This window comes from Vibrio sp. CyArs1, from assembly GCF_022432925.1.
Classification (GTDB): Bacteria; Pseudomonadota; Gammaproteobacteria; order Enterobacterales; family Vibrionaceae; genus Vibrio; species Vibrio mediterranei.
The window spans coordinates 78,357-95,077 of the sequence record NZ_JAKRBO010000003.1 but is presented as its reverse complement, the minus strand read 5'-3'; the positions used below and the strand labels follow the sequence as shown (position 1 = coordinate 95,077).

Here is a 16,721-nt window from a genome sequence, read left to right as displayed (position 1 = left end):
GACCAAAAATCAGGCAAACATAACCTCATTCAGACAAATTAACGTTAAATGTGGAACTAAACAATAGCAATTACTCAGTTTTTGCCCTCCTATTAATTGTTCATAATCTATCTCGAGTCTTGAACACCAACAGCTCCACACCACATGACTGTGCCACGATTAATGAGGACTAAATTATGTTGAAAGCCATCAAAAACGCACTCACATTCAATCTTTCTGAAACCGATCTCGATGAAGCGATAGTCTGTATTGAGCAAGCCGTCAGCGAATACACAAATTCATTAATGGCTCTATATGAGTGGGAAGAAAACACCAATGAGAAGCGGCTGTCAGATTCGAATTAAACCTTTCGAAGTCTGTGGCTTATGGATAAATCGCAGTGCTAGGATATCGATCATTATCCAATACCAGCTTAATAGTGAATACCTACATGAATCCAATGTCAAAACTGCACAGTCAAAATGTCTATGTTTATGATGAAGCGCTTGCTGAACGTCAAACTGAGTGTTTAGAAACACTGTATGACTTTAATCATACCCGCCCTAGCGAGACCAAAAAACGTGAACAAATAATGCATATTCTGTTCGCAGAAGTTGGTGAAGATTGTTATTTAGAGCCTCCAGTACATGCTAATTGGGGTATCCATACCCATTTTGGTAATAACGTCTACGCTAACTTCAATCTCACGCTGGTTGACGATACCCACATTTACATTGGTGACCATGTAATGATTGGGCCTAACGTAACCATTGCAACGGCTGGACACCCTATTGAGCCTGAGCAGCGCAAGGTTCTAGCTCAATTCAATATACCCGTTCACATTAAAAATAACGTGTGGATTGGTGCTAATACTGTCGTGCTTCCGGGCGTGACTATTGGAGAAAACAGTGTCATTGGCGCTGGCAGTGTGGTGACGAAAGATATTCCTGCCAATGTGGTGGCAGTTGGTAACCCTTGTCGAGTACTCAGAGAGATTAATGACCGCGATAAAACCTACTTTTACAAAGATCGTCGCTTTGATGAGTAGAGCTTAAAACACTTGAGTGACCTTATGACTGAAAGAGAGAAAATGCTTGCGGGACTTCACTATGACCCAAGTGAGCACACCTTGGCGACGCTGCGCACTGCAGCGCGCGATCTAACCGAACAATACAACCGTACTTCTCGTCACCAAAATAATGATAGGAAGCAATTGCTCCAGCAGTTGTTTGGCACTATTGGTGGTGAGATTAAAATTGAACCAAACTTTCATTGCGACTATGGCAAGAACATTCATGTTGGCACCAATTTTTACATGAACTTTGGCTGTGTCATTCTCGATTGTGCCGAAGTACGAATCGGCGATAACTGTTTTATTGGCCCTCAAGTAGGGCTATATACCGCATGCCATCCACTGGACCCTACAACTCGGAACACGGGTATTGAGTTCGCTAAACCCATTACGATTGGAGATAACTGTTGGATAGGAGGGCACGCAACAATTAATCCTGGCGTTATCATTGGTAATAATGTTGTCGTTGCCTCAGGTGCAGTCGTTACAAAAAGCTTTGCAGATAATGTCGTGATTGGTGGAAACCCAGCACACATCATTAAACATCTCGAAATAGAAGAGGCGTAGCCAATGAAGAGTAAACATATTGGAGAGTTGGTTCTCAGTACAGAGCAGATACAAGACGGCGTGATTGCGATTGCGGACGTGCTTAATAACGATTTTGAATCTGCGGTCATCATCAGTGTTGTTCCGGGAGGCATACTGTTTACTGCCGATCTCGTCCGTCACCTCACCTTTGACATAAAAATGGACTATATTTCCTGTCCTCATACTCCTGGCGATAGCAACAACTCTTCAGAAATTGTTTATCATCAGAACATAAGCATTGAGGGTCAAGACGTCATTGTTATCGACGATGCGATTGAATCAGGAGGGACGATGAAGCGACTGGTCCAGTATCTTGCTGAGAATTTTGCCCCGAAGTCGGTCTCTATTGCCACTCTGTTCGTAAAACCCGGTCGAGTGGATATCCCATTCCAACAGTTTTACGCCTATGAAATGGAAAACGACGACTTGCTCGTTGGTTATGGCTTACCGTGGCAAGATAAACTCAGAAATATGCCTTATGTTTCTAAGTTGGTGAAATAGCCTAACTCCTTACTAAATTACAACAGGTAGAGGAGAGCTAAGGCTCTCCTCTATTGATAGATCAAAATTAGATTATTTCTCAATAACCGATGCAAATTCTTCAGCAAAAGCACGGAAGGTTCTTGGCTTTTTGCCGGTAACTTGCTCGACGGTAGTTGTAACTTCTGCGTAATGACCCTCACCAAACCACGCCATTATCTCCGCAAGTTTTTCAGCACTCCAGTCATCCATCCCCGCCTCTTTCATTGCCGCTTCTGCTGCTTCTTGTGGCACAGCAACGTAGTCAATTTGCTTTCCGGATACTTGCGTTAATATCTCTGCTTGCTCGGCAAACGTTAAGGCCTCAGGACCGGAAATAAGATAAGTCTGATTCTCATGTCCAGGTTGAGTTAATGCCGCAACCACAACAGCCGCCACATCACGAATATCAATCACACTCTGTTTTGCTTGCGCAATCGGTAAGAAAAATTGTCCCATTGCGTTGATCGTCCCAAGACTGCCATATAGGTTTTGGAAAAAGGAGTTAGGTTGCACGATGGTATAAGCAATGCCCGATGCTTTTACAATATCGTCTGTTACAACATGCGTGCGAATAATGTCTGACCCCGCGTCAGCTTTTGCTCCCATACCAGATAGTTTTACAATAAGCTCAACACCTGCTGCCTTGGCTGCCGCAACCGTATTTTTCATCCACTGCTGATTGTTTGGATGGGCTGGCATTGCTACATAGATCTTTTTGATGCCTTTCATTGCCTCAGTCATGGTATCGACATCGTCGTAGTTGCTCACGCGAACTTGATCTGGGTTGAGATCTAACTTGGTAGCAGCGTCGAGATTTCGTGCCATAACACCAAAGTTTGCACCAACCTGTTTAAGTTGACGAACCACTTCTGAACCTGTGTTACCTGTTGCGCCTAGTACTAGAATTTCCATCGTGAACCCCTTAATCGTCTTATCTATTGAACCTTATAGTGCAGCATAGTTTGAGAGTGCCGCGTCGGTATGTCGTAACTATAGCCAATACCAAAAACATTGATTAGAAGGTTAAAATGAACTTTACTATCCCATATATGGGATGAATAGATAATCAATACAATGAAAGAACTCTCGGCTTTACCATTGTTTGCCAAAGTTGTAGAACTCAGTAGCTTCGCTGAAGCAGCACGACAGCTCAATGTGCCCACTACAACAGTCAGCCGCAAAATACAGCAACTTGAACATGATCTTGGTGGCAAGCTGTTGAATCGTTCCACCCGCTCCCTGTCTTTGACCGAATTGGGTATTCAAGTTCTTCCAAAAGCTCAGCTTATCGCCGACACGGTCGCCGAACTATATAGCGATGCAGAAGACATGGCCAATCAGCCTATTGGTACATTGACCATCACCGCACCGAAAGCTCTGAGCCAAGATTTACTTGCTCCTATGTTTGCTGAGTTCAGAGCGCTATATCCAACCATTCGCATCAACTTGGCATCATCAAATCGCTATCAAGACCTTACCAAGCAAAGTATCGACTTCGCTTTTCGGCTTGGTCCATTGCATGATTCCAGTCTCGTGGCGTTAACTTTGTCTCCTGTGAAATACGTATTAGCCGCTTCAACGCAATACATAGATAAATATGGAGAACCCAAACACCCGTTAGAGCTATATCAAAAACCGTGTATTAAGAATCACGTCGAAGGCTATTTTCTCCCTTGGCGTTTTGCTCGCAATAGCGAAGAAATAGAAATCGCCCACAACTCAGAGTTGATATCCGATGACTTCAACGTCACAAAAGAACTCGCCCTTCACCATGCTGGGATCTGTTACTTACCCTACTCGCTGCTGCGCCAAGAGATCCAATGCGGTGCTATAAAAACACTTCTTGAACCTTGGGTTCCACAAGATCGAACCATGTTGTTGGTGTACCCTGACAAGCGTCATTTGCCACTTAAGTCTCAGCTTTTTATTGAATTTATACGTAACAAGCGCAGCGAATTTAGTAAAAAGTTGGCGGGGACAACAGATTAGAAACTCAGTTGCGAAAAACTCGTGACTTCATGATCTCATCACCTATTTTGCTGGAAAAATTTGCTATATGATTAAAAGATACAACACAGGTGATATTATATGACAAATGTTTTTCAGCAAGCTGCCTCTGAGCTGCTAAGCCGCCGTGTAGCGGGAACCAAAGCACCACGACTGAATGAACTGCAACGTCCAAATACCTTGGATGACGCACTACAAATCCAATCTTCAATGATCGATATGCATAGCGATGAAGTTGGAGGATGGAAGTGTCTCCTGCCTCTATCCGATGACCAATTTATCGTTGCACCAATTTTCTCTAATAGCGTGCAAAAAGGAGAAATCTGTGAGCTCTTTGCCGACAATAATACCGCTCGGATAGAGCCTGAGATCGCATTCCTCCTGTCAAAATCGTTACCCGCAAAACCTGATGGCTATAGTGAAGAACAGATCAATGATGCCATTGGCTCTTGCCATATGGCATTGGAACTTATGCAATCTCGCTATGCCGACGATAGTGGCGCTGAGTTTTATGAGAAATTAGCAGACTGTTTGGTTAACCAAGGATTGTTTATTGGGCCAGAAATTGCTCGTGAACAAGCTTTTGATGCTGCAACCATCCAAATCACCGTATCTCAAGATAACAATGTGCAGACGTTCGCTGGAAAACATCCAAACAAGCTAGCACAGACTCCGATCTACTGGCTCATTAATGCAATGACTCGTCGTGGTATTGAGTTTAAAGCGGGTGAAGCAATTATTACTGGATCTTACTGTGGTGTTGTCGAAGTAGACTTTGGAGTCCTCACAGCAATAAAATATGATGGTTTAGGTGAATATAACGTTCTATTTACTGAGAAGAATTAGTGACGGCATAAAGTTATAGCGATTAAATAATTTTCGCTATAACTTTTTATATATCCCTTTTGATTTTTCATTTAATTAAACTCCACTTAACTCTGTATTGAGAAATAACCGAGATAGATATAACAACAGATTTTTTATTTTTTTAGTACATTATAAATCACTAAAATCAACAATATTTCAACACAGGTGATAATGATATCAATTTTCATTACCATTTGTGAGAACTTAGTTTTTGCTTGAAATGACCGATTACAACATGAGTGAAATTTAACCACATCAACCAAGTGGTTTAAATTCCATTGTTATTCAATAATTTAAACAAAGACCATCAAAATCGAAGTTTAATATCAACTCATTTATCACCCTTCACCTTTATAATCTCTAATATTGATAATGAGAATGACTTCCATTAGCGTACAGGAACACCTCTTGTTCACGGATGTCATATGTTAAAGGCAATTAACAATTACCGTCGTTATTTTCTAGTATTCTTCTTACTTATTATGCCGCAAATCTCTTATGCCATAGATTACAAATCTGCAGCAAATGAAATAATCTCTCGACTCGACAAAGCAGAAGAACTATATCGAGAGGGGCAACAAAACGAAGCTAAAACTACAGTTCAAATGGCTTACTTCGAAGTATTTGAAAGCTTGGAAGGTCCCGTCCGCATTAATTATTCACGGAAATACGCGTACCAATTAGAATCTAAATTTGGCGAGATACGAAAAATGATCGTCGCTAAAGAATCTATTGAAAACGTTCAAAGTGAAATTGATTGGTTAAAGCAAGAGGTAGCTAACTTACCGAGTATTCTAGCTTCTGGGCATAAGCTCATCGCCGAAAATACCAACCTTCATACGGATGATATTCTTCCTTTTTGGCGAGATGCCGTAACCTCTATTGATACACAACTGAATGAGGCACTAACTGAGTATCGAGAATCTGCCGAACAACCTGATGAATCAACGAAAAAACAGCAACGAGCTTTCGAGTTGGTTCAGCAAGCGCAATTCAAAGGCTTTAAAAATACCGAGCTCGAAATCACAATAAGATTGAACCGTTCAGCGGAAAAAGCGGCTGAATATAATGCAGCATTTCGTTCATTAGCGAAAATAGCCAAACAAGAATATAGCCAAAAACATCTCATTCAATTTAGCTATGAACTGGCAACCTTAGTACAAGATCTAAAGGATGAGTTACCTGGTCTTCCCCCAACTCGCGATTTTCAGTCTGTCTCAGACTCCTCTTCCGAAGCATCATCAGTTCAATCAAAAGATTGGCGGCCTGTTGTCAGTAGCATTATTCAAGCTGTCGACGGTGCTATAGAGATCTATAAAAATGGCGATACCAACGGTGCAATGTTGGCAATGCAAGATGCCTATTTCGACCACTTTGAAGCCTCAGGAATGGAGAATGCCGTTGGCTCTAGAGACAGTAACTATAAGTCAGAGTTAGAAGGCTATTTCACTCGAATCGTCAGCATGTTAAAGGCAAATCAAAAGGTTGATGATATACAAGTGCAAGTGAAGCTCTTGAAACAAGGATTGATGGACGCCTCTGACACGCTTTCTGAAGGAGATTTAGGATGGTGGGCCATGTTACTTGCAAGCTTCACCATCATCTTCAGAGAAGGGCTTGAAGCTATGCTTATTGTGGCAGCAATTACAGCATACCTAATCAAGAATGACGCATCCGATAAGCTTCATGTCGTTAAAAACTCAGTCGTGGTAGGTCTTATCGCCAGTGCCATTACGGCCGCGCTATTTCAATGGTTGTTCGAGAATGCGGGCGCAAGTAGAGAGCTATTGGAAGGCATCACCATGCTGATTGCCGTAATGATCCTATTTTCAATGAGTTATTGGCTTCTTTCAAAAGTAGAGGCTGTTCAGTGGAAGCGCTATTTACAAAGCAAACTTTCAAACTCAATTACGACAGGCTCCCTAATAGGACTTTGGTTAGCAAGTTTTCTAGCGGTTTATCGCGAAGGGGCTGAAACCGTGCTGTTCTATTTTGCATTGGCGAGCGATGCCACTGCACAAACTATGACGGCGTTAGTTGCGGGCTTCCTTGTTGGCGTCGTTGTACTTGCTGTCATCTTCTTCATCATGCGATATAGCGTAGTCAAACTCCCACTTAAGCCATTCTTTATTTTCACCGGCGGATTTATGTACTTAATGGCATTTGTATTCGCAGGTAAAGGCGTGTTGGAGCTTATCGAAGGTAAATTATTCGACCCAACACTTATTGCTGGCGCGCCAGAATTCGCAGCGTTTGGAATCTATCCATACTTAGAAACCTTGTTACCTCAGCTCATCTTGGTGCTGGCAGCACTGTTCGCGCTCGTGCTCTTAAAGCTCAAAAATAGGCAAGACATGACTATCAACGCGAACTCATAGTTCAATTAAAACTTCGTAAAATCAAACAAGTAAAGGACATTACTATGTTTAACAAAAAACTCATCGCCGCAGCAGTGGCTGTACAAGCAATTTCAGGCATAGCTATGGCTAACGACCTACCATTCGTGGAACATCCAGCAGGTGAACCTGTTGAAATGAACGGAATGGAAATTGCCGCAGTTTACTTAAAACCAGTGACCATGGAGCCACAAGGCATGATGCGCGCAGCATCAAAATCGGAGGTTCATCTTGAAGCAGACATTCACGCCTTAAAAGGCAACAAGAATGGATTTGCGGCAGGGGAATGGATCCCGTACCTAACCATCAGCTACACACTGAAAAACATGGATACAGGTAAGACTCAAGAAGGCACATTCATGCCAATGGTTGCAGCGGATGGTCCTCACTATGGTTCGAATATCAATATGTTGGGTGTTGGTAACTACAAACTCACTTTCCATATTGACCCGCCATCAAAAGCAGGACTACTGCGCCATACAGACGAAGAAACAGGTGTAGGTCGTTGGTTCAAACCGTTCGATGCGAGTTATGAATTTAAATACGTAGGTATCAACTAACCATTGCTATATCAGCTCAGGCGATTGCATTAGAGCCTGAGCTGATCTTGTTTGGTTGTTTAAGTTTTCTCTGCCGGTCAGATTACAGTATGAGTTTCTATCTTTCCCAAGTCTTACTTGTCTATTTACTACCCGCACTCCTATTTGGTGCCATTTGGGCAACACACAGTACCCACATGTATAAGCATCAAATCGGATGGTTTTTGCTATCGCTACTTTCCGGAGCATTACTGTTCTTCCTGTTACCTTTTAGCCAGGTCAACATATTAGCCGTCTCTACTAGCTACTTAGCGATCTTATTACTCACCGCTATTGTTAGCCTTCTGTTCTCAATATCACCGCGAATACTGATTGCTTTACAGAGCCTAACAACTCTGCTTGCCAGCTTTATGTGGGCGAAAGTAGCTAAGCTGACCATGCTAAGTACGACAAACGTAATCAACACTGAGCTTATCCTCAATGTTACAGCTATCATCTTAGGTTTTTTGGCCATTGCGTTTATTCATGTTACGTCGAGTTTGACTGTCACAGCATTAAGCAAAGGTGCGCGACGATTTTTGATTGTGCTGCTATTGGTGATTGCCGCCCTACCATTATCTGGTGAAATCATTCTCGCCAGTATGAAGCTAAGTATTGTTGGCTTAGATAGAGGCTTATTGGCATATGTTTCGAAAGTCACTAACTTTTCTTGGGTGACGTCTTATGCGGTTTTAATCATTTCATCGTTGTGTTTGTGCTATTTCTATCGTTCTCAAATCCAACCGCTAAAAACACAAATATCTCATACCTCTCTTGCCATTGAACGACGCAAACAACAAGCACGGCTGAACTCGGCAAAACACAAGGTCACATTTAATCTCGCCACTCTTGCTGCTGTACTTATCGCCCTACTCTATTGGGATCTTGTCGCTTCACAACCCATTCATCGTTCAGAAGCACAAAGAATGGAGATGGCAACGGATGGTCGGGTTCATATCCCGATTGATGAACACTTAATAGACGGTAAGTTACATCGTTTTGACTGGGTAGCCAGTGACGGCAAGGTCGTTCGCTTTTTCGTTATTGACCGATTTGCAGGTGAAAAGAAATTTGGTGTTGTGTTTGATGCCTGCATGTTATGTGGCGACGCAGGTTACGCTCAAGTAGGCGACCAAGTCGTTTGTCTTGCATGTGGGGTGCATATTTTTATTCCATCTATTGGCAAGCCAGGTGGATGTAACCCTATTCCAATGCCTGACTGGCGGGTTGAAAACAACGAGATTGTTGTAACCCAGGCGACACTAGAAAGCGGACTAAAGTACTTCAGTGAAGTAGTAGAAGTTATGGCAACCGATCCCGTTAACGGTAAACAAATCAGCAATATGGATGCTGAGCACAGCTATTCATTCTCCGGAAAAACGTACTTCTTCACCTCGGAAGACTCATACGAGACATTTAGAGACGACCCCTGGAAGTATTCCGATGTTAAACCTGTTAACCCACTCGGAGATTAGCAATGTTAATTCGAATGCTACGTCAATCATGGCGTCATGACTCCAACAGAAAAAGACTGGCTGTCATTACTGTATTCTTAGCAGCAAGTCTAATTTCGGCCTTATTAGCAATATCAATCAATATTGGCAACAAAATGTCTATGGAGATGAAAAGCTACGGTGCGAATATTGAGATATCACCTGAAGGGCAAGTAAAGCTGCCCGAACTCCTCGCTCATAACGTCAATAAACTGGAAAAAGACGATCTGCTTGCCGAAAGCGAGTTACCTAACATCATGGATATATTCTGGCGCAATAACATAATTGGCTTTGCTCCATTCGTGAAAGGTCAGGTTAAAGATGTAGAGTCGAATCGCACCATTCGCATCATCGGTACTTTTTTTGACAAAAACCTCCCAGTTGCCGACGACCACGAATATCGTACCGGTAACAAAGTCATTTCTACCTATTGGCATATTGATGGGCAATGGCCCAGCGACGAGAAAAACGAAGTACTGATTGGTAAAACATTAGCCAAGCAGCTGTCATTGTCGGTTGGAGATACCCTCTCCCTCGCTGGTGAGAGTAATGTTAAAAACGACTTCAAAATCACTGGCATTCTCACTAACGGTACCAGCGATGAAAGCTCCGTTGTGATGCCGTTAAATAAAGGGCAGCAACTCCTAGGTTTAGAAGGCAAAGTCCAAAGCGTAAAAGTGTCTGCTCTGACCGTTCCGGAAAATGCTCTGTCTAAAAAAGCACGCGAAGATCTAGAGTCTCTCGACTCTGATGAATATGACTTGTGGTTTTGCACTGCGTTTGTTTCTTCTATTTCGTTCCAACTAGAAGGGGCGATGAACAACGCCTTAGTAAAACCGCTTTGGCAAGTAGCTGCATCTGAGGGTGCCGTTATCAGTAAGATTCAGGCGCTATTGTTTGTTGTAACTTTTGCTGCACTGATTGCTTCAGCAATGGGTATCGCATCTCTAATGACCAATGCGATCCTGCAACGAGCCAAAGAAATCGGGTTAATGAAATCACTAGGAGCGCATAATTGGCAGGTTTATGCCTTGTTCTACTCCGAGTCCATATTGTGTGGCATTTTAGGTGGATTGTTGGGCTGTTTGTCTGGTTGGGGGTTATCCAAAGTCATCGGCTACGCCTTGTTTGGTTCTTCTATTTCATTTGACTGGATCATTGTTCCTGTCGTTCTACTTATCTCTACTTTGATTACTGTTCTTGGAACCTATTTCCCATCTCGCAGAATCGCATCACTGTACCCAATAGAGGTGTTATATGGCCGCAAATAAACCTCGTTCAATGTTATCAACACTAGTATGGCGGTCGCTAAAACTGCGTGCACAGCGCGTCCTGGTGGTTTTTCTCGCACTCACCGTTGGCGCGGCAATCATTACCGCAATGGCAGGCGTATATTTCGATATCAATGAAAAAATGAGTCATGAGCTTCGTAACTATGGCGCTAACTTCTTTGTTGGCCCTGAAGCCACTAAAAAGCTCACAACGCAGCAATACCAAGAAATAAAATCACTTGCCCCTAAAGATAGCCTAATTGCATCTAGTCCTTACCTATATGGCATGGTTCAAGCCGAACTAGAGAAGGTCGTATTGATGGGTATCGACTTTTCACAACTGAAGAAGCTCGTACCTTACTGGCAAGTTGAAGGTCAATGGATCGGAGTGTCCTTTGATGACCGTAATGTCATGATAGGTAAAAAGCTCGCTGAGAAACTAGAGCTGGGCATAGGCTCAGAACTTACTGTATACGGAAAACAAGGTAGTTACAGCTTTAGAATCAAAGGAATCGTCGAGTCAGGTTCAGACGAAGACAATTACTTAATCGTAAATCTACCGTTTGTGCAAAAGTGGCTCAATAAAGGTGATGAGATTAATTTCGCCATGTTTAGCCTAACCAACGACAAGCAACAAGTAGCTCAGTTCGAGCAGACGTTGAAACGTCATTATAGTGATCTTGTGATCAGGCCTATTCGCAAAGTCTCCGCCTCAGAAGGCAAGGTGCTTGATAAAATAAAACTGCTTATGGGCATCGTTGCTTTGGTGATTTTGGTGTTGTCGACGTTGTGCGTAAATACGACGATGACTTCTATGATCGCGGAGCGTCGTTATGAATTTGCGCTGCAAAAGTCATTGGGCGCATCGAATCAATCCATTAAGCGCCAAATCGTTCATGAAACCTTAATCATTACTCTCGCCGCTGTCATTAACGGTTTGGTGATCGGCTACATACTGGCTCAGTTTCTCGGACAGTCCGTATTCGGCGCAACCATCGATATTCGAATACCTGTTCTATTGATTACCAGTTTACTTTCATTTTGCGCCGCCTTGGTCGCGGCCACTCTTCCGACAATTCGAGCGATACGAATCGACCCAGCCAAAGTCCTGAAAGGAGATTAATATGTCTACATTCGCTATTAAAACAGAGGGACTTTGCAAAGTATTCGATCAAGTCCATGCACTTGACGATATCAGTATTGAAGTCAAAAAAGGTGAGTTTGTCGCCATTATGGGGGCGTCAGGTTCAGGCAAAACCACCTTGATGAACATTCTTAGCTGCCTAGACAGTGCAACATCAGGAACGGTTATTTTGGATGGTGAGGATGCTGGCTCTCTCAATGAAGAAGGACGACGTGCCTTTCGCGCCGAGAAAATTGGTTTGGTGTTTCAGCAATTCCACCTAATTCCTTATTTGACGGCGTTGGAAAACGTCATGTTGGCTCAACATTACCATAGCGTTCCTGACGAAGACGCTGCGAAAGCGGTGCTGACACAAGTGGGATTGGGTCACCGTTTTGATCACCTTCCGAGTCAACTGTCAGGCGGGGAGCAACAACGTGTATGTATTGCTCGCGCGATTGTAAATGAAAGTCCAATCATCTTCGCCGATGAGCCCACCGGAAATCTTGATGAAGAAAATGAGAATATCGTCCTTGAGATTTTCAAAAAGCTTCATGCTCAAAACAAAACCATCATCATGGTCACCCATAACCCGAGTTTAGGGCAATTTACTGACCGCATTATTCGCTTACAACACGGTAAATACATCGGTGAGGAAATCCAAGATGTGGCGTAACTACTTACTGATTCCACTCCTCAGTACGGTAGTGATAGTTACAGGATGTAAAGAGCAAGTTGCCAAAATTGGGGCTGAAAGTCCCGACATCGTGGCACTAGATTCTCGCGACACTGAACTCAGTATTCATGATTATAAGGGTAAGAAAGTCGTGCTCGAATTCTGGTCTTCTACCTGTGGTGCCTGCATAGCCATGATGAAAAAATGGCAAGACATTTATCAAAGACGCTCAGATGAAGTCGCCATAATCGCTATTAATATTGACCAGTACGACGTCGACCTTGATGCATTTCGTCACAAATATCAGTTCACTTTTCCCATTGGCAAAGACCAACTAGGAATATCTAAAGAACGATTCTCTATTGGCGTCACACCTACCACTTATCTGATTAACCAAAAAGGCACACTGGTAGATATGCATATTGGTTACTCAGCAAAACTAGATTTAGATAAAGTTATTAACACATTGTAAATATAAGGAATATTAAGATGTCACTGCGAAAATTCTTGTTGCCCCTTGTCGCGTTATTCAGCCTACTGTCTCTCGTGCCTGCAGTTAATGCAAGCACTCCAACGCTTCAAGACAAGGTCCAAATAGACTCTCCTGTCATCTTCCAATTAGCCAGCGGAGCGAAAGGCACTGGGTCTAAAATGACGATTTACAATAACAGCGACCAAACACTGATTATTACTGGGTTTCATATCAACGAGTTTGACAAAACCATGCTTCACAGCACCAAATATGAAGCAGGGAAGCGTGTCATGTTCATGGTTAAAGACATTACCATTCCAGCAGGAAAAAAAACCGCATTAACCCCAAACACTCACCACTTTATGATGTTCGGCCCTAAACGCACCTTAAAACTGGGGGAGTTTCTAACCATGATTGTCGATACCAACCAAGGTCAATTTAAGGTCATCGCACAAGTTGTTCCTCGCAAGCTTAAATAGGTTAAGACCATGCGTTTTGTCACTACACTTGTTATCACTGCCAGCGCAACCCTTCTTGTTGCCTGTACAGAACCTGACCTAAAAAAGCAGCCACCTAAGCCAACCGAACTCGACCAACGCCTTACTTTGTTGGAATCTGCTGGACTAATGCAAAAACGGTTACCCGTCTCGACACTCATCGACAAGTATGTTGATGTGAAAACCGTTGACCTCAATAGTGGCGAATTTCGACCGTCGAAGTTCGATGTCGACGAGTCACTAACCCATTATCCACTCTCAGCCACTAACGCGACTTCCTTATCAGCTAAGGATGATATAGCGGGCATAAAAATGCGCGAAAATGCGCTACCTGTTTATTTTATCCATGACGAAAACGGGGTCACTTATCGTCTTGTTATGCCTATTCGGGCTCAAGGGAAATTCGGGCTGATTTACGGATACTTAGGTCTAAATAGTCGTGACTTTAGTATTGCGGGGCTTAAGTTCTACAAGCACCAAGAGAGTAAAGGTCTTGGCGCGGAAATAACCGACAACCCAGATTGGTCAACACGTTTCGCTAATAAACTGATTTTTAAAGACAATAAACCATCAATAACCCTAAGCCAAAAACATAGCCTTTCTCAAGATCCCTATAGAGTAGATGGTATTAGCGGAGCCACTTACACCAGTAAAGGCGTAGAGCACGCCATTAACTTTTGGACTGGAGACCTTGGATTTGGCAAATTTCTTAGAAAGTTCAGGGCCCAAACGCAATAGCACTAAGGGGGAACGAAGAATTAGGCTTCCCCTTCCTTCCAGTTGGAGAAAATTATGGCTTTAGAGCGTGGAAAAGTAACTGAAGAACAGTTAAGCCTGTTACTTAAACTTACGAAGATCAGTTCAAGAAAAGTCATCACAGCATTAGAAATGTATCTGGTCGAGGGCTTAACCCAAAAGGAAGCAACCAGCCGAGTAGGGATAAATCAAAGTTTTCTGAGTATCCGCCTAAATACGCTACGCAGCGTTGATAGAGTGGTCGAACAGTTACAAGAGCATTATTCTTGACCAAATCTACGAGTGAGATGCGGCTGTGCTGAAGCTCATTTTTGGTTCGACATAATGGCCATAGGTAAGGACCCGAGGAACTACATTATCGGTGCCCTAAACGAAAGGGGGGATTTAGCCTCCCCTTGCCAAAACTGTGCGCTTTTTGGGTCGATAGAACATTTAAAGCCATGTACCGAACTACGCCAGCCCATGAGGGCAGAACGAAGCAGGTTCCTGGGGCATAACCATCAGAAAATTGCTTTTGAGTTTGGTGCTTTAACAGAAAAGCACCATTATTTCATTCAATTTATTGTTCAACTATTCACCCTGCCCATCATGAATCCGCTCTAACGCCTCAATCCTTCGCCACTGATTCTTATCAAACAGCGGTTCTCTAAGGTCGTTAATAGCCTGAGCTTTTTCTGCATCATTAAATGATGCGTTATTCAATATGTCGGCTCTCGCTACTAGATAAGAGTCGAACTGCTGGTCAAAATCAGCACGTTTTTGATCCAGCGTCATTAACCTTTCTGCGGCTTCACTACCCACCAGTGCCTCTCGAGCTATGTACTGACTTTGCGTATCCATAGCATTGGTATCATTGAGAGCCGTCAACACAGTGGCATTGCGAAAGCTGTTTTGCAGCTCTGGTGGCAGTTGGCTAAGTTCATTCTCCCAACGTTGTTGATACTCCTCTGGGGTTTGTGCTGACTCTTTAATAGCTTTTTTAGTCAGGGCGAGTTCACGCAGTAGATTCTCTTCACCAAATAAACGCTCTTGCTCATCCGCAGTGAAAAATTCACTTTGCATTAGTAGGATTTGCTGGTGCAGACCTTGAAAATCTGTAGCTTCGTCACCGTTTCGTTTAAGCGCAGCTAGTGCAGCTTTGTATCGCATATATTTTTCGAACAACTCTGGCTCAAGCTGTTCAGAGCCATCCCGTTGCTGACTGTAGTGTTCAAACCGCTGCTCTATCGTATCGGTATCGTTGTCGACAAGCCCCGAGATAAAATACTCGAAGGTATCACGCTCTGATGCGTTGTCGATTTGAGTATCAAGCTGGGAGCTCACTTTGACCGAGTCATGATCATCCGCGTCGAACACAGAGAACAATCCTACAGCTATCACCACCAATAAGGCCATCACTGCAGTTGTTTTGGAGTACCTGTTCATGGCCTAAAGTCCTTGTTGCTGCAGACGGTTAGCATGCTGCCGATACAAGGTCTTAGGGTCTGTTTCAAACAGATGATGGATACCGAGTAGACCATTGATTTCATCTAGGTGGTTCATCTTGTAATCATCTCGGATGACTCGACCTAAATGAGTACTGCACCTTCCTACTAATCCATCATTAGGTTCATCAAACGTTAAACCTAGGATAAACATTGCGGGATCAGCCGGGTCTAGCACATTAGTGTAAGTCGAAGTCCCGGTCCATGAGTAGTAGTACACACCATTTGCAGCTTGCCATTCACCATCACCACAAGACGACTTTGGCACGCCTTCTGGATAATGCTCATTAAAGGCCAACGACCCTTCTGTGGTGAGCGCCTGCAATGAGCTCAAACCATCTTGTGGTAAGTCACTACCTCCAGATAACACACCAATGATCGTCGTAAGTGCACTAGCCAGTTCAACAGCGATTGCCTCAGAAACTGAGTCTTCCGGAACGGTATTTCGCACTATATCCGCGACTTTCGACCCTTTATTCACGCCTCCAATACTGGTAACTGAAGCAACCATTTGCGGTGCAACTGATGCAACATATCTAGCCGTCGGCGCACCATGGCTATGACCTATTAGATTTACTTTGTCGGCACCCGTGATCGCCAAGACATTTTCCACTTGTGCTAGAAGCTGTTCACCCCGTACTTCCGAACTGTTGGTCGCCGATATTTGGGCAACATAAACCTTTGCTCCGCTTTTGCTCAATGTTTGAGGGATACCATAGAAATAATCGAACCCTGCTAGTGAATCAAAACCAAATAAGCCATGAACCAATACGATTGGGTATTTGGTTTCGGTATACCCTTTGCTCGACCAAAAACTTATCGCCTGTGCATTCCATGCGATTACGCTACATAAAATGAATGTGAAGAACGCTTTCATTTAACACCTCCTTGTCAGACCTCCGATGAGTAATTGAGCGTAGATTGCACAATTCTAGCCCGC

19 protein-coding genes are annotated in these 16,721 nt (G+C 43.3%); 16 read left to right on the top strand and 3 right to left on the bottom strand.

Going from position 1 to position 16,721, the window contains the following annotated elements:
• Window positions 1-176: 176 nt before the first annotated feature.
• From MMA19_RS11045 to MMA19_RS11030, 4 genes are all read left to right on the top strand, one after another.
• Complete coding sequence (locus tag MMA19_RS11045) at window positions 177-344, top strand: hypothetical protein (protein WP_006069804.1); 168 nt, start codon at window positions 177-179, stop codon at window positions 342-344.
• Window positions 345-430: 86 nt separating this feature from the next.
• Window positions 431-1,027, top strand: a complete 597-nt coding sequence (locus MMA19_RS11040) for a sugar O-acetyltransferase (RefSeq protein ID WP_088877859.1) — start codon at window positions 431-433, stop codon at window positions 1,025-1,027.
• A 24-nt stretch (window positions 1,028-1,051) separates the two neighbouring features.
• The gene (locus MMA19_RS11035; RefSeq protein WP_031493768.1) at window positions 1,052-1,618 is read left to right on the top strand and encodes a sugar O-acetyltransferase; all 567 of its coding nucleotides are present in this window, start codon (window positions 1,052-1,054) and stop codon (window positions 1,616-1,618) included.
• 3 nt (window positions 1,619-1,621) lie between these two features.
• Window positions 1,622-2,140 carry a phosphoribosyltransferase family protein gene (locus MMA19_RS11030; RefSeq protein ID WP_240206222.1) on the top strand — a complete coding sequence of 173 codons (519 nt, stop codon included), beginning with the start codon at window positions 1,622-1,624 and terminating at the stop codon, window positions 2,138-2,140.
• A gap of 72 nt (window positions 2,141-2,212) precedes the next feature.
• Here the strand turns inward: MMA19_RS11030 and MMA19_RS11025 are convergent, their stop codons facing one another.
• Entirely contained in the window at window positions 2,213-3,073 is an 861-nt protein-coding gene (locus MMA19_RS11025; RefSeq protein WP_124941568.1) for an SDR family oxidoreductase, read from the bottom strand.
• 162 nt (window positions 3,074-3,235) lie between these two features.
• Between MMA19_RS11025 and MMA19_RS11020 the strand changes: the two genes are divergently transcribed.
• From MMA19_RS11020 to MMA19_RS10965, 12 genes are all read left to right on the top strand, one after another.
• The gene (locus MMA19_RS11020; protein ID WP_006069799.1) at window positions 3,236-4,150 is read left to right on the top strand and encodes a LysR family transcriptional regulator; all 915 of its coding nucleotides are present in this window, start codon (window positions 3,236-3,238) and stop codon (window positions 4,148-4,150) included.
• Window positions 4,151-4,249: 99 nt separating this feature from the next.
• The gene (locus MMA19_RS11015) at window positions 4,250-5,014 is read left to right on the top strand and encodes a hypothetical protein (protein ID WP_006069798.1); all 765 of its coding nucleotides are present in this window, start codon (window positions 4,250-4,252) and stop codon (window positions 5,012-5,014) included.
• Window positions 5,015-5,460: 446 nt separating this feature from the next.
• Window positions 5,461-7,413, top strand: a complete 1,953-nt coding sequence (locus tag MMA19_RS11010; protein ID WP_240206221.1) for an FTR1 family protein — start codon at window positions 5,461-5,463, stop codon at window positions 7,411-7,413.
• A 44-nt stretch (window positions 7,414-7,457) separates the two neighbouring features.
• Window positions 7,458-7,991 (top strand): iron transporter, encoded by a 534-nt coding sequence (locus MMA19_RS11005; protein WP_006069796.1) that lies wholly within the window; start codon window positions 7,458-7,460, stop codon window positions 7,989-7,991.
• A gap of 176 nt (window positions 7,992-8,167) precedes the next feature.
• Complete coding sequence (locus tag MMA19_RS11000) at window positions 8,168-9,484, top strand: Fe-S-containing protein (protein ID WP_240206220.1); 1,317 nt, start codon at window positions 8,168-8,170, stop codon at window positions 9,482-9,484.
• A gap of 2 nt (window positions 9,485-9,486) precedes the next feature.
• Window positions 9,487-10,773, top strand: coding sequence for an ABC transporter permease (locus MMA19_RS10995; RefSeq protein WP_031493521.1), 1,287 nt, complete (start codon window positions 9,487-9,489; stop codon window positions 10,771-10,773).
• Window positions 10,760-11,896, top strand: coding sequence for an FtsX-like permease family protein (locus MMA19_RS10990; protein ID WP_240206219.1), 1,137 nt, complete (start codon window positions 10,760-10,762; stop codon window positions 11,894-11,896). Before MMA19_RS10995 ends, MMA19_RS10990 begins: the two co-directional genes overlap by 14 nt.
• A gap of 1 nt (window position 11,897) precedes the next feature.
• Window positions 11,898-12,572: an ABC transporter ATP-binding protein gene (locus tag MMA19_RS10985; RefSeq protein WP_240206218.1), complete on the top strand. Its 675-nt coding sequence runs from the start codon at window positions 11,898-11,900 to the stop codon at window positions 12,570-12,572.
• Window positions 12,562-13,044, top strand: coding sequence for a TlpA disulfide reductase family protein (locus MMA19_RS10980; protein WP_038231483.1), 483 nt, complete (start codon window positions 12,562-12,564; stop codon window positions 13,042-13,044). The genes MMA19_RS10985 and MMA19_RS10980 overlap by 11 nt, the downstream gene beginning before the upstream one ends.
• A gap of 17 nt (window positions 13,045-13,061) precedes the next feature.
• On the top strand, window positions 13,062-13,523 hold the full coding sequence (locus MMA19_RS10975) for a copper chaperone PCu(A)C (RefSeq protein ID WP_006069790.1): 462 nt from the start codon (window positions 13,062-13,064) through the stop codon (window positions 13,521-13,523).
• A gap of 9 nt (window positions 13,524-13,532) precedes the next feature.
• Entirely contained in the window at window positions 13,533-14,279 is a 747-nt protein-coding gene (locus MMA19_RS10970; RefSeq protein WP_240206217.1) for an FMN-binding protein, read from the top strand.
• Between the two features lie 54 nt (window positions 14,280-14,333).
• Entirely contained in the window at window positions 14,334-14,567 is a 234-nt protein-coding gene (locus MMA19_RS10965; RefSeq protein WP_006069788.1) for a PapB/FocB family fimbrial expression transcriptional regulator, read from the top strand.
• Window positions 14,568-14,867: 300 nt separating this feature from the next.
• Here the strand turns inward: MMA19_RS10965 and MMA19_RS10960 are convergent, their stop codons facing one another.
• The gene (locus tag MMA19_RS10960) at window positions 14,868-15,722 is read right to left on the bottom strand and encodes a lipase secretion chaperone (protein ID WP_240206216.1); all 855 of its coding nucleotides are present in this window, start codon (window positions 15,720-15,722) and stop codon (window positions 14,868-14,870) included.
• Window positions 15,723-15,725: 3 nt separating this feature from the next.
• The gene (locus MMA19_RS10955; RefSeq protein WP_124941576.1) at window positions 15,726-16,658 is read right to left on the bottom strand and encodes a triacylglycerol lipase; all 933 of its coding nucleotides are present in this window, start codon (window positions 16,656-16,658) and stop codon (window positions 15,726-15,728) included.
• Window positions 16,659-16,721 lie beyond the last annotated feature (63 nt).